Here is a 13,650-nt window from a genome sequence, read left to right on the forward strand (position 1 = left end):
CTGTACCTCAGCCTACAAGCGCGTTCAGGCGGGAGCCTCGATACAGCAGTTATCTTTCCGGCATTCAGGGGAAGACAGACTGAGGAGAGGATCTGCCATGAAGATCATCCACCTTCTGACGGCCGCCGGCATTTTCATGGCCAGCGCCGTTGCGGCCGCCCCGGCCGAAGCCCAGCACTATCGCGATTATCGTGGCTATGACCGCGATTACCGCGGCTACCGTGACTATGACCGGAGAGACTATCGACACCGCGATTATCGCGACCGGCGCCACTGGGATCGCCGGCACTACGACCGGCGCCGCTACGGATGGAACCGCGGGCACCACGGATGGCGCAATCAGCGCTGCTGGACCGAGTATCGCTGGGGCGGCCCGGTTCGGGTCTGCCGCCGATAAGTACCGGATCGAGAGCGGTGTTCCCGCCGCTCTCGACCCATCGCCGGTTTCTGCAATCGGGCGTGAGATGATTGCAATTGCTGCAACCGACCTCCAGCCCCACATGCGCCTATGATGTTGCAGTGCAGCAATATGCATGTGAGGTTTCGATGTTTTCTCTGATTTCGCTCATTCTCGCCGCCCGCAAGCAGGAAGCGGCCCCCGCCGTGGCGCCGGTCGCCAGCGAGCCGGTTCACGCTCCCGTCGAATTGCCGCTGGCCGCCTGAGGCCGCTGGGCGCCCGCTTGCCGTGCAAGGCCCGCTGGCAGGCCAGCAGCCGCCTCAGCCTCTCCGCCGCCGCGGGGGCGGACGGTCGACCGCGTCGAGCGCTTCGGGGATCATTGCAAGGTTCTGGATCGCGGCCAGGCCCCATTGCGATGCGGCGTTGGTCGAGACGCCCGGCCATTCGACCAGCCCGTTGGGCAGGGTGATGCGCGGATCGCCATCGGCCATGCCGAGCCCTGCCGTACCCGCGTAGAATTCAGCGGCCGCGCGCCGCGCGAGCGATTCGTCCTTCCCGGCACGCGCGGCATAGGCAGTGAGCCGCGAATGCCCCTCGGCTAGGTTGCGCGGACCAAAGGGCTCGCCGAACTTTGCCAGAAACTCCTCGCGCGGCGCATTGTACCAGCGGCAATATTCGAGCCAGGTGGCGCGGTAGCGCGGCACGTCGAACAGGCTCAGCAGCTCCGAATTGACCTCGGCCGCGCCGAACACCGCGTTGAGGTGCGAGAAGCTGCGCTTCCCGCCATCGTCGATGAAGCGGCCGCTCGCGAGATCATAGGGCGCGCCGCCGTGGAACCAGCCCAGCGGCAGCCGCCCGATGCTGTCCATTCCGGCGACGATCCGGTCGCGCCACTTGGCGGAACCGGTGCGTTCCCATTCGGTGAGCCAGGCAGCGGCGACCGAGCACCAGACGGTGCCGAAGCTCATCTCGATGACGCCGGGAGGAAGCGGCTTGCGCTCGGCGCCCGGCACCTTGCGGCCGATTTCCACCGTGCGCAGCGCTTCTTCGGAAGTAGCCAGATCGCGCAGCAGATCGCCCACGCGCTCGTCGGCGGTGAGATAGTAGAAGATGCGCCGGTACGCGGCGTTGCTGACACGCGGCTGCTTCGAGCTGTCGCTGAAATGCTGCACGCCGTGGCGCGTGCCGAGCCCCTTGAACCTGCCGAGGTGGTAGACGTCGACTTCACCGGTGTGACGCGTCATCGCCTCAGCGAGGCGGAAAGTCCGGGCATCGCCCGAGCGGAGCGCCGCATACCAGAGCCACAGATCGGGCGAGAGTTCGCTGTTCGCCCAGGCGAAGCCCCCGATGTCGTAGCGCCACTGATGCCGATCGGCATCATAGGTGTGCATAACGTCTCCATGATCCCAGAAGCCGTACCAGCTGCGCTGGTCGACTTCGTCGGCATAGAAATCGATCAGATTGGCGAGCTGGTCCTCGATCGCGGCGCGCTTCGGCGTCGAGCGATCGGGGAGCCCCCAGTCCCCGAACACCCCCGCAGCGTGCGCGTGCGCGGGATAGACCATCAGCTGCGGCGGCGTCGCGGTCGCCTGCGCCAGCGCCTGGAGCCGCGTGGTCGCGGGCGTGGCGTCGAACGCCCAGAGCGTCAGCTCGCTGGTGCGCGCGATGCCCGTCGGTGTGTCCCAGCCCGGCTCGTAATCCTCATAGGTGATGTCGAGGCCCTGGTTCTGCGCGTCATAGCCCTCCATCCCCATCGCATCGTGATAGGGCCGCAGGTCCATCGGCCGCGCCTCCGGCGACCAGAGCCAGGCCGTGAGCGTGGCCTTGTCGGCAGCGGCGCCACGGATGTCGAGCTGGGTCGGGTGGCGCTCCCAGAAATAGCGCATCGCGATCGCCGCGCCGCCCTCGGGCGAGCCGACATAGCCGAGGCCGGGGGCGCGGCGGCCCTCGTCGGCATCGATCCAGCCCTGCCCGTCCCTGGTGCGCTTGGTGAGGGTGAAGCCATTGGCCGAGAGCTGCGCGAGGCTGAAGTCCGACCAGCTCGGGATGCGTTCGAGCAACTGGCCGACCGGCGCGCGCATATCCGCCACCGGGCCGACCGCGCGGCCGGCGATCTGGGCGTCGCGGATCGCCTGGCCGGGATCGCGCCTGAGGCCGGTGAGCGGGCGGACGGCCTCGACGAACATCCGGTCCGCGCCGGTGGCGAGGCGGATGTGGCGGTCGTGAAGCGGCCCGCGCATCGGTACGCCGACCGCGATGCCGAGGCCGGAGAGGAAGAATGCGGCGGGATCGATATCGTAGACGAAGCTGTGGACGAGGCGCAGCCCCTCCGATCCTGCATAGGCGTAGAGGCGGATGGTGAAGGGGAGGATCGCGCGCCCACCGGCAACATGCGTACCCTCGACGCGGACCACCGCGCGGACCGGGCCCCGTTGCTCGACCACGGCGCGATCGATGCGGCAGCCGAGCGGCTGGCGCTCGCCGTCCGCGGCGCCTGCGCGCACTTCGCCGACGAGCGTCGCATTCTCGACCAGCACCCGATCGCCGTTGCGCGCGCTGCGGACGAGCGCGGCGCCGCTGCGGCCGATCTCCCAGCTGCGCGTGCCCGAGCGGATCACGATCGCGTCTGGGCGCTCCTCGACCGAAACCGCAGCGGGTGGCGCCGTTTCACGCCCCGGCGCCACGGTGAGCCGCTCCGCCCGACCCGCCTCGGCGGGAATGGCATGCGCGGTCCATTTGACCGATCCGTCGGGCCAATAGGCAGTGGGCCAGCTCTGCGACGGCACCGCCGCATCGCCCGCGTGCACCGCGAGCCGCTGGCGCTTCGAAAGCGCGCCCTGGGGCCAGGCGACGCCGAAGGTCTGGCCGCCGTGCGTGGCGGGCGGGGCGCCGTCGATCCAGCGGATCGGCGCGTCCTGCAGCCGCGGCTTTGCTTCGGCTGTTCGCAGCATCGGCATGGCCGAAGCGGTGAGCAGGCTTCCCCGCATCAGCGTCCGTCGCGTTAGGCGCATGTCTTTCCTCCCCCTTATGGCCTACCGATGCGCACGCCGCGCACCCGCAGGTGGCTTTTGGTCGTCCTGAGCGCGAACCAGCCGCGCGCGTATGGTTGTGGATCGTCGAGCGTGAAGATGCGGCGACCGTCACGTTCGACCGCGACCGTGCGGCCGTCGGCTATCAGGCGGATGCGCGTCCAGCGATTGGGGACGAGCATGTGCTCGAGCGTCTGAAGATCGTGCTCGGGCAGGATCGGCCGATCGCCCGCGCGGCCGATGTAGCGGCGGAAGCGCGTCGTCGTGTTCCGGTTGCCGCCGATGCCGACATAGTAGGTGGTGAGCCCGTCATATTCGGCGAAGGCACCGGTGCGGCCACGCTCGAACACCGAGCCGTCCGCCGCGATAGGGTCGGTCGCCATCCAGAAGGCGTTGAGATCGCTGACATGGTCGTTGGGCCCGCCGGCGGCGACGGCCATCGCTTCGAACTCGATCGCGACCGGACCGGAAAGCGGCGTGCGATACCAGAGCGACAGGCCCTTGGACGTATCGATGTCGATCGTGCCGCCTGTGAAGGCGACAGTCGCCGACGGATCCTCGGCCTCGACCTTCCATTCGGCGGCGGAGGTTTCGATGCGCTCCGGCGTCGCGGCGCAGGCGCCGGCCAGAGCGAGCGCCAGAAAAGAAAAGCCCAGCCGTCGAAGCGAAGGCTGGGCGTGAGGTAGGAGAGAAATGTGAATCTCGGTCTCCGTCAGAAGTTGGCCCGGAAGCCCACGAAATAGCGGCGGCCGGAGTAGGAGATTTCGGTTTCGCGAATGTCTCCCGCGGTCATCCGCTCGACTTCGCCGGTCAGGTTCTTCGCCTCGGCGAAGATCTCGAACCGGTCCACCGGGCCCAGCTTGAACTCATAGCCGATGCGGGCGTCGACGTAGAAGGTACCGTCGCGGAACACCGGGTTGCCGGTACGGTCCGCCGCCTGCCAAAGATAGTTGCTGCGGTACTGGATCGGCACCGCGAGGCTGAAGCCATACTTCTCGTAATAGGGCTTGATGTTGGCGGTGTGCTCGGAGAGCGACGGATAGGGCAGCTGCTCGCCGGTCAGCTGGTTGTAGAGATCGACGTTCTGCGCGGTGGCATAGGTGTAATTGGCGCTGATGCCGAGACCATCGAACGGCGAAGGCAGGAAGGTGAACGCCGTCTGCGCCGTGACCTCTACGCCCCGCTGGGTCGCGCCCTGGCCGTTGACCGGCATCGTCACGTCGAAGCGGCGGCCGTCGCCGAAGAAATCGAAGTCGCGGACCAGCGTGCGTCCCACGACGAAGCTGTCGATGTTCTTCTGGTAATAGGTGACCGAGAGCAGCGTGTCGCGCGTCGGATACCATTCGGCGCCGATATTGAACTGGCTGGCGCGGTACGGATCGAGGTACGGATTGCCCGCTGTGCAGCCGTCGAGCGTCGGGTCGACGATGCCGCCCGGCGTGAGGTCGAACAGGCAGTTCGCGCTCGGCGCCATGTCTTCGAACTTCGGCCGCGCGAGCACGCGCGACCAGTCGGCACGCACGATCAGGTTCGGCGAGACGAACAGCGCCAGGTTAATGCCGGGCAGCCAATCGGTATACTCGTTGTCGAGCGAGATGAGCTGCCGGCCGACCTCGACATCCTCATAGCCCACTGCGTTGTTGGCGGGGCGCCGCTCGCGGATGATGTTGCTACCGGTCGCCGAGTCCCGAGTCTGCACCACGCGAAGGCCCGCGTTGCCGCGCAGCTCCATGCCGAAGACCGTCGTGTCGATGTTGACCTTGAAATAGCCGGCGGCGATCTTCTCGTCGATGTCGAACGAAGGCAGCTGCGCATAGCCGTTGCACTCGCGGACGCAGTCCATGTTGAAGCCAGACAGGTCGAAATAGTCGCCCGCCGCCGCGAAGTTCGGCGAGATCCAGCCGTCGATGATGTTGTCGCGGCTATAGCCCGGCCGATTGAAGAAGGTGCCCGGCGTGACTTCGGTCGAGCCTTGCAGGAAGCCTGCCAGCGTGTCCGGCGACCAGATGCCCGCCGCTTCGTTCGCCGCCTGGCCGTTGACCACGCGGTCGATCGTGATGTTGGCGCTCGGCACCACCACGGTCGATCCGTCGGCGTTGAGCAGCGTGTAGCCGCCGCCCGCATAGCGGACCGAAGTCAGGCGGCGATACTGGCCGCCGAACTCGATGCTGCTCAGGAACGGAGCGTTGGTCTCGAGGTCGAAGTCCAGCCGATACTGGTCCTCGCTCTGCTCGGCGATGGCCGGGCGCCACTGGACGCCCGCGGTGACGCGGCCCGCGCCCTGATAGAGGTAGCTGTTCGGATCGGCCGGATCGAAGTCCGACGGGAAGAGGAAGCGCGGCGTGCCGGTTTCCGGATCGAGCTCGATGCGCACGCCGTTGGGATTGGCGCCGAGGCTGATATTGTTGGTCTGGTTCTCGTTGCCACCCGAGGAGAGCACCATCAGGCCGTCGACCTTGAGCGGGCCCTTGTCCCAGGTGAAGCCCGCCGTGAGGTATTCGGTGTGCTGCTGGAACTGGAAGTCGCGCTTCGACGGGCCGACCACCGAGCCGCCGGTCGCCGCCGGGGGCGCGGTGGTGACGCCGATGACGTTGCCGTTGTCGTCCACCGTGACCGACGATCCCGTGACCATCCGCCCCACAGAGCTCAGATCGAACCCGAGGTTATAGTCGGACATGTGGCGATCCATCCGGTTATACTGATAACCGGCGAAGACGCGGAGGTTGTCGGTGACCTCAGCCTGGATCTGGGCGTCGAGCGAGAGGCGCTCGTCCTCGCGCGTCCACAGGCCGAAGCGCGGGGTACGCGGGTTGAAATCATAGAACTGGGTCTGGCACGCCGCGCGCGTCGCCTGCGCATCGTCGGCGGTGGTGGGCACCGCGTCGCAGCCCGCTATCGTCGTGATGTCGCCGAAATTCGGGTTCTCGGTGTTCTTGCGCCCATCGCCGTTGAGGTCGGCAAGGCGGACCCATTCGGTGTTGCGGATGAAGTCGCCACGCGTGTCGTTGCGGTCGTAGGTACCGTTGAAGATCACGCCGACACGATTGTCGAGGAACTTGGTGCCCGCAGCGATCGAGCCGCGCGGCTGCCACTTCTTGCCGAAGGTATCGACGTTCTGAAGCGCACCGTTGACCGAGAGCAGCGGCTTGGTCAGCTCGAGCGGGCGGCGCGTCTGGATGCTCACCGTGCCCCCGACGCCGCCTTCGGTGAGATCGACCTGATAGCCCTTGTAGACGTCGACCGACTTGATCAGCTCGGCCGCGAGCTCGCGGAAGTCGCCCGAGCGGCCGCCGCCCGACGAGAGCAGCGACGCGCCGTTGATTTCAACGCGGTTGAGATCCGGCTCGGCGCCGCGGATCGAGACCTGGACGCCCTCGCCCATCTCGCGCGTCATCTGCACGCCGGTGATGCGCGACAGCGCCTCGCCCACGTTGCGGTCGGGGAAGCGGCCCACGTCCTCGGCGACGATCGAATCGACCGTGGTGCCGGCGTTCTTCTTGCGCGAGATCGCGGACTGGAGGCTGGCGCGGATGCCGGTGACGACGACTTCGTCCGCCTGCGGAACGTCCTCGGCGACCTGGTCTGCCGGTGCCGCCTGTTCGACTTCCTGCGCGGCGGGCTCCTGTGGGGCCTCCTGCGCGACTGCAGGAACATGCAATGCGGCCGCTGCCGCCATGGCGATCACCGAGACGCCACGACGCTCTACGCTACCCTTACGAAACCTCACGAACCTCTCCTGACCCTTCCGATGCCCGACCCTAAGCTGGGTGGCATTCGACCCTGAAACCGGCCGACGAATAACAGGTCGAAGTAGGATTCAAAGCATAAACTGCACAATATGAGTTATCGTGCCATATGTTGAGATTATTGGTAAGGCACGAGGCCGGGTTGCGAAGTACGGGTGCTCGCGAGCGCGCACGCGGTCGGGCCCGCGTGCCTATCTCATTCTGACCGCGATAATGTCGGCGATTTATGCCGCACTGGAGGATCGTCCGGCTCCGCCGCTGTCCTGCCGTGCGCTCGCCGCAAACTTGCGGGTGTCGCGCTCGCACGTAGGGAACCTGTTGGCGGTCGCCAGAGGTGAGCGCTGGTTCACGACCGATGGCCGTGGCCGCGCTCTCGAGATGGACCCCGCCTTCGTCGCGGAGTTCGAGTGCTGGTCCGCCGCACAACTGGCACATCACGCATCGATCGCCGAGGATCTGCTGACGACTTGAGGTTGACCGCCGGGCGAGGCACTGCGCGTCTCAAGCGATGGCGAGCTAGCAATTTCTTCTACCTCGCCGGCATCTGGGAGCCGGGGATGGGCGGTTGGCCGCTCTAGACCATGCCCGAGGACTATCGACGGAATGGTCGTTTGCCGAGGATCCGCGGCGATGCTTACCAACTAATGCCGTCGCCCGAGATATAAGAGGCATGAATTTCCTTGATCAAACCTTGGATGTGAGATTGCGCCAGGAGTGTACATGCATGGTTTAAGGTTGAAGCTCACCTTCTGATAACATCTCCTCGCGCGAGCTTCGCAGATGCGCCAACCTTCGTCATCGCATAGTCCGACTTTCACCCCACGGCAGATCCGCGTTGTTGGGCTCCTCGGCAGGCACAATTGAGAGATAAGGGCCAAAGCCGAGGCAAGTTCAGCTACGTGCCCGGAATGGTTTTGGTAGCGATGTCTTGCACCGCCCACGCCGGCCCTTAGGGCTGCTCCGCCATCCGCTACCTCTCTGGCCCATGTGCCGGACGAACTTTGCGCAATTGAACGACGGTTTTCGGGAGCAACCCATTTGCCCAAACGAGGGAATTCAGCGCAAAGCAGACCCGCTCCGCTTCTGCAAGCTCCGCAATCGAAGCTTTCTCCCGGGCACTCGCCAAGAAGTCTGCGCCATTGGTCGCTTCTTCAACGAAGAAGGCACAATCGTCGACACCATGCGTTCCGAAGCTGAAACGAAACAATTGCTGAGGTGAGTGTGGCTGAATACAGGACGCAACCAGTGGCGAGCTCTGGAATTGACGGGCTCGATGAAGTCCTCCGCGGCGGATTGCCCGCATCCAACCTCTACATTCTCCAAGGTGCCCCAGGATCGGGCAAGACGACTGCAGCCCTGCAGTTTCTTCGCGCCGGCGTCGCACTGGGTGAGCGCTGTATCTATGTGAGCCTGTCGCAGACCAGGGTCGAGCTGGAAGCAATTGCACAATCGCATGGGTGGACGCTCGACGGAATCCGGGTCGAGGAGCTGTCTGCGTCGGACTCGGTCAACGGCGCAGCCGACCAGACCATCTTCCAGACCGCCGAGTTGCGCCTGGACGAGACGAGGAAGGCGATCGAAAGCGCGATCGACGAGCATCAACCGAGTCGCCTCGTCTACGATTCGTTGCTCGAGATCCGGCTGATCACCGGGGATTCGCCGCGCTTCCGCCGCGAACTGATCGCGTTCAAGGCGTTCCTCGCCCGGCGCAACGTGGTGGCGTTGCTGCTTGACACGCAAACGCAGGAGACGGGCAGGTCCGGCGAGGAAGTGGACGGCATCGCCCATGGCGTGATCCGCCTAGACAAGTCGCTCGAGGAATATGGCTCGATCCGGCGCCGGATCGAAGTCTGCAAGATGCGCGGCGTCCCCGTTGCCGACGGCTATCACGACATGGCGATCCGCGAGGGCGAAGGCGTAGTCGTCTTTCCCCGTATCATTCCGGGCTCCGCCATCGGAAGCGACAAGCCGCATCTGATAAAGTCCGGCGTCGACACGCTCGACGAGATGTTCGGCGGAGGTCAGGAAGCGGGAACCACGACGCTCGTGATCGGTCAGGCCGGCACCGGTAAATCCACCATGGCGTCGCTCTACGCGACCGCTGCGCTCAAGCGCGGCGAAAGCGTGGCCCTCTTCCTGTTCGAAGAGCGGCTCGAGACTTTTTTCCGGCGCTCGGAAGGGCTCGGCATGGATCTGCGCCAGTTCCATGAGGACGGGCAATTGATCATCCGCGACTTCAACCCGAACGAAATTTCGCCTGGCGAGTTCGGTCAGATCGTGCAGGAGGCGGTGAGCAGCGAGAAGGTGCGCGTCGTGGTGATCGACAGCTTCACCGGATACGTCAATTCGCTGCCGCATCGCGACAAGGCCGTTCGGGACATTCAGTCGCTCCTCAAATATCTCGCCCGCGCGGGCGTGCTCACGATCCTGATCGTCGCGCAGCACGGTCTGCTCGGGCAGGACCTGGGCACCGACGTGGACGTCAGCTTCCTCGGCGACACCGTGCTGCTGCTGCGGATCACCGAGCATGAGGGGCGGTTGCGGCGCAGCATTACGGTCGTGAAGAAGCGCCATGGCCCGCACGACCTGGACGTACGCGAACTCTTCATCCAGAGTTCGGGCGTCAGCGTCGTCGCTTACAACCCACTTCCCGAAGCGTGATCATACGTGTCCGGGAACGACGGCCCTCTCGACTGGGTATTGGCGCTCGCGCCCTATCGTCGAGACGCCGATTATCTCGAAACGCTGCTGGCCCAGCACGGGCTGCCGATCGAGCGTGCGACGGGGCTGGAAGAGCTCGCCGCATGGCTGGCGCAATCGCCCGGCGTTTTGGTGGCGACTCACGAGGCGCTCAACCCGGAGGTATTGGAGCTCGTCCGCTCGCATCTCCTCGATCAGCCGGACTGGTCCGAGATGCCAATCGTCATTCTGCTGGACAGGGCGGCGCCACATGCGCGCATCCGCGCTGAGCTGAGCGCGGCCTGGCCGGGCTCGCGCCAGCTATACTACCAGCGGCCGGTGACAACGCTGGAGCTCGTTAGCGGTGTCCAATCGGCGCTGCTGGCACGCCTGCGCCAGCGTGATGTACGGGACCATATCGAGCGCGAGATCGAGCTTCGGCACGAGCTCAACCATCGCGTGAAGAACATCCTCGCGAGCGTCTCCTCGATATTTTCGATGACGCGCCGGGGCGCCGATTCGCTCGAGCGCTTCTCGGAGGATTTTGCCGGCCGTCTGATGGCGCTGGCCAACATCCACTCCGTCGCGTTTCAGGCCGACGGGGAAGTCGTGGAACTCGCGCAGGTCGCTGATCTCACCTTGAAGCCTTACAGGGCGGAAGATGAGGATCGCGTCATCGTCGAGGGGCCGCCGGTCACCTTGCGGAGGGAAGCGGCGACCACGCTCGCGCTCTGTTTCCACGAACTCGCCACCAACGCGCTCAAATATGGTGCTCTGGCCCATCCGGGCGGCCGCGTGCGGCTGGAGTGGGCCGTGTCGAAGGATATGGTCCTCACCATCCAGTGGATCGAACGCGGAGGCCCGCCGGTGAAGGAGCCGTCGAGAAGCGGGTACGGGACTAGTTATCTTCGTTCTGCGCTGCGGACCGTGTTCGGCTCTCCGCCGACAATCCTCTATCATCCGGAAGGGCTGCGCTTCGCGATTTCGGGCCCGCTTTCCCGCGTATCGCTGAAACGGTGAAGCGGCAGGGGCGTTCAAGAGGCATGGTTTTGAATCCGGCACCCCTGCGGGTCTTCTATCTCGAGGACAATCCGCTCATTGTCTTCCACGTCGAGACCATGATCGCAGACCTGGGGCACATCTTCGTGGGCTCCGCGAGCAGTTTCTCCGAACTGGTCGAAACGATAGGGGCGCTGCAAGTCGATGGAGTGCTTGTGGACATCGATCTGGCCGATGGGCGTACCGGCCCCGCCGCCGCGGCATGGCTCCGCGATCAGGGAATCCCTACTCTCTTCGTTACGGGACAGGAGCTGATCGCCGCCGATTTTCCCTCGACCGCGCTGGCGCTCGTCAAAAAGCCTGTCATGATTCCGGACCTCGCGGAGAAGCTGGAACTGTTCCGAAGCTGCGGAGCATAGAACTAGATCGCGGCACAGCTGCTCGTCGGACACAGGACACCGCGCAAGGAACTGAACCCGTTGTGTGCGAACCAAAGTTGGAATATTGGCACCAGGTGGCCGAAGTGGCCGTTGACTCCCAAAGACCACTGCAAGCATCAGACCGCGAGCGCGGACTTGTCATAGCTTGAGGCGAAGTCGTCCGACGGAGGAATCGGCTTGATGATGTCGATGAGAACGCCGTTGGGATCGGCGGTTATGAAATGTCGCTGGCCGAACGCCTCGTCGCGCAACCCCAGCAGGATCGGCAGACCGGCTGACGACAAGCGCGCAAACTCGGCATCCACGTCTTCAACTTCGAAGTTGAGCAGCAGTCCCGAGACCCAGCCGCGCCCTTGTTCCGGGATGGTTTCATGAGTGCCATCGAGGATGGCGAGATTCACGCTCTCGTCTGGGCCTTCGAGATGGACATACCAATCAACCTCGAACAGCGGGCGGAAACCGAAGTGGTGGACGTAAAAGGCCGCCGTCCCGGCCACGTCTTTCGTCATGATGACCGGATAGAAGCTTGTCGTTCTCACCGTTTTCTCCTTGGGATCGACTGCTGGGTGAACATCACAATCGGTGAAGGCCAGGCAATTACCTGGCTGGTAATGAGACGCAGGCAGACGGACCGAGGCTTGCGGGCCCGGCGCGACCTGGCTCGCTGCGGCACTCCAATTATGAGACAACCTTCTCATCCTCTGGGGCCCTTGGCGGGCCAGCAAGGTAGCCGCGGAGCGCGCCGAGCATGCCCTCCCAGCCCTCGCGACGGCCCACGCTATCGTCGCCGGAGAGGTGCACGGCGAGAAAAGCGAAAGCCCGCCCAGCGCCGCTAGCCCAGCAGGGCATGCCGAGGGCCCGGGCGCGACAGGGGGCACCCCGCGACATACGAACTTAAAATCATTTACTTTACGACCGTAGTGGCGTGTTTTCGATGCTTTTTTGTACTACCTGTAAGGAGCAGCTAGCAACGGCCTTGTTTCGGCCGCGATCAATGTAGGCGATTACGGGAAGGAGCGATCAAATGCTGGAAGTCGAAGCCCAGTTACGAGAATGGTATTTACGGGCGGAGAACCTGCAATTTCCTATGTTCGTCGGTCCCGAACGCGAAAGTACACCTCTCAATGCCACGCCTTACGTAGCTCACATTCGACAGGTGCGCGAAGGGGCGATTCTGTTGAAGCGCTCAGCGCTCTTGAGGCAATTGATTGCGGCGGTGGATGATCTGCGGGCGAGCTCGGTCCAGCCGATCGCCGCCCTTCTCGGCGGCAGCGCCATAGGGCCAAAGCCCGATCCGTCGGACCTTGACTGCGTGATCTTCTACGAGTTGCCCGAGCAGAAGGACCAAGCGCGCGGTTTTGGCGCCTTTCAACGCCATTTCAAGAGCCATGGTCTGGATCTGCGGCTCATCCCGGCAGACGGGGACCCTGTGCTGTTCATCAAGGCTGTATCCTTCTTTTCAGCACTGTATGCCAAGAACGCGGGCGACGACCGCATCGTGCGTGGATTGGTTCTTCTAGATTGTCGGGACGAGTAAGGAGACCGTCGGAACGCGAGGCTGCCGAACAACCGCGACAGAATATCTCAGCTCACTCGATATGAGCGTGAACCTACCGCAGACGCGTAGCGGCAGAGCTACCATCCGGCGCACAATTCGATCAGAGATGCGCCCCAATCGAAAAGTGGCTCCCACTCCCCTCTAATCTCGGCAGTGCGCAGCGAAATCTCATATCCTCCCCGCGACCGCTCCGCCGCCTCGTAGAAGGGGATATATTCGTCGACGCCAAGGCCGCCTATGCGCAGACACGCATTGAACAAGATGCGTCCGACACGCCCGTTGCCGTCGATGAAAGGGTGACAATTGACCAGCAAGGCAAGCGTCACTATTGCTGCAAAGAGCGGGCTGACCGAAGCCGTCTCACGTACGAGCTTGTCGCATTTGTCGAGCTGCTGGGCGATCATGTCGCTATCCGGGAGCTGAATACGGTTACCGAGGCAGTCGCCGCCAAGCCATTGTGGCCCGGTTCGAACCGTAGCTTCGCTCGACGTCGCTTCAGAGGCGATCCCTATCAGCGTTGGCACAAACGGTGCCTGCCCACGCAGCGCACCGAAATGTCGGGCCAGCACCATATGTTCAACAGGGGATCGCAGTTGGGTCCGCTTTCGCGGATTCAACATTCGATAGTTGTCTGAAAGTGCGTGCTCGAGCGCGGCAAAATACGCCTGAGGAGCTGTCAGAATCGTTTTGGCCGGAGGCGGCCGCAGTTGATCAAGCTGCGCGTCCGCACGCTGCAACCTCGCTCGAAGAGCGGCCGAGAGGCTACCCAAATCGGGCGGATCGAGGGGGCGGCGTTTGAGCC

The 13,650-nt window shown here is 64.3% G+C and carries 12 protein-coding genes; 7 read left to right on the plus strand and 5 right to left on the minus strand.

The annotated features are described in order from the left end of the window. Positions 1-97: 97 nt before the first annotated feature. Entirely contained in the window at positions 98-397 is a 300-nt protein-coding gene (locus tag ACMGDH_RS15415; RefSeq protein ID WP_436828856.1) for a hypothetical protein, read from the plus strand. A gap of 320 nt (positions 398-717) precedes the next feature. On the opposite strand, the gene ACMGDH_RS15420 is transcribed toward ACMGDH_RS15415, so the two are convergent. Beyond that, on the minus strand, positions 718-3,408 hold the full coding sequence (locus ACMGDH_RS15420) for an exo-rhamnogalacturonan lyase family protein (protein ID WP_436828857.1): 2,691 nt from the start codon (positions 3,406-3,408) through the stop codon (positions 718-720). A 14-nt stretch (positions 3,409-3,422) separates the two neighbouring features. Further along, entirely contained in the window at positions 3,423-3,947 is a 525-nt protein-coding gene (locus ACMGDH_RS15425; protein WP_436828905.1) for a DUF6250 domain-containing protein, read from the minus strand. Between ACMGDH_RS15425 and ACMGDH_RS15430 the strand changes: the two genes are divergently transcribed. Further along, entirely contained in the window at positions 3,940-4,107 is a 168-nt protein-coding gene (locus tag ACMGDH_RS15430) for a hypothetical protein (protein ID WP_436828858.1), read from the plus strand. The two genes, ACMGDH_RS15425 and ACMGDH_RS15430, sit on opposite strands and share 8 nt — an antisense overlap. A 31-nt stretch (positions 4,108-4,138) precedes the next feature. Here the strand turns inward: ACMGDH_RS15430 and ACMGDH_RS15435 are convergent, their stop codons facing one another. Beyond that, complete coding sequence (locus tag ACMGDH_RS15435) at positions 4,139-7,153, minus strand: TonB-dependent receptor (protein ID WP_436828859.1); 3,015 nt, start codon at positions 7,151-7,153, stop codon at positions 4,139-4,141. 337 nt (positions 7,154-7,490) lie between these two features. Between ACMGDH_RS15435 and ACMGDH_RS15440 the strand changes: the two genes are divergently transcribed. The 4 genes from ACMGDH_RS15440 (at position 7,491) to ACMGDH_RS15455 (ending at position 11,269) form a co-directional block, all read left to right on the plus strand. Next, complete coding sequence (locus tag ACMGDH_RS15440) at positions 7,491-7,643, plus strand: hypothetical protein (protein WP_436828860.1); 153 nt, start codon at positions 7,491-7,493, stop codon at positions 7,641-7,643. A gap of 774 nt (positions 7,644-8,417) precedes the next feature. Further along, a complete protein-coding gene (locus ACMGDH_RS15445; RefSeq protein ID WP_436828861.1) occupies positions 8,418-9,833 on the plus strand; it encodes a DUF7125 family protein in 1,416 nt (471 codons plus the stop codon). A gap of 6 nt (positions 9,834-9,839) precedes the next feature. Then, positions 9,840-10,871, plus strand: a complete 1,032-nt coding sequence (locus ACMGDH_RS15450) for a sensor histidine kinase (protein ID WP_436828862.1) — start codon at positions 9,840-9,842, stop codon at positions 10,869-10,871. Then, complete coding sequence (locus ACMGDH_RS15455; protein WP_436828863.1) at positions 10,868-11,269, plus strand: response regulator; 402 nt, start codon at positions 10,868-10,870, stop codon at positions 11,267-11,269. Before ACMGDH_RS15450 ends, ACMGDH_RS15455 begins: the two co-directional genes overlap by 4 nt. Positions 11,270-11,406: 137 nt before the next feature. Here the strand turns inward: ACMGDH_RS15455 and ACMGDH_RS15460 are convergent, their stop codons facing one another. Continuing rightward, the gene (locus ACMGDH_RS15460) at positions 11,407-11,829 is read right to left on the minus strand and encodes a VOC family protein (RefSeq protein ID WP_436828864.1); all 423 of its coding nucleotides are present in this window, start codon (positions 11,827-11,829) and stop codon (positions 11,407-11,409) included. A 485-nt stretch (positions 11,830-12,314) separates the two neighbouring features. Between ACMGDH_RS15460 and ACMGDH_RS15465 the strand changes: the two genes are divergently transcribed. After that, positions 12,315-12,827, plus strand: a complete 513-nt coding sequence (locus ACMGDH_RS15465) for a DUF6932 family protein (RefSeq protein WP_436828865.1) — start codon at positions 12,315-12,317, stop codon at positions 12,825-12,827. A 98-nt stretch (positions 12,828-12,925) separates the two neighbouring features. On the opposite strand, the gene ACMGDH_RS15470 is transcribed toward ACMGDH_RS15465, so the two are convergent. Further along, a complete protein-coding gene (locus tag ACMGDH_RS15470; RefSeq protein ID WP_436828866.1) occupies positions 12,926-13,585 on the minus strand; it encodes a Fic family protein in 660 nt (219 codons plus the stop codon). Positions 13,586-13,650 lie beyond the last annotated feature (65 nt).

Source organism: Sphingomonas radicis, assembly GCF_051400635.1.
GTDB lineage: Bacteria > Pseudomonadota > Alphaproteobacteria > Sphingomonadales > Sphingomonadaceae > Sphingomonas.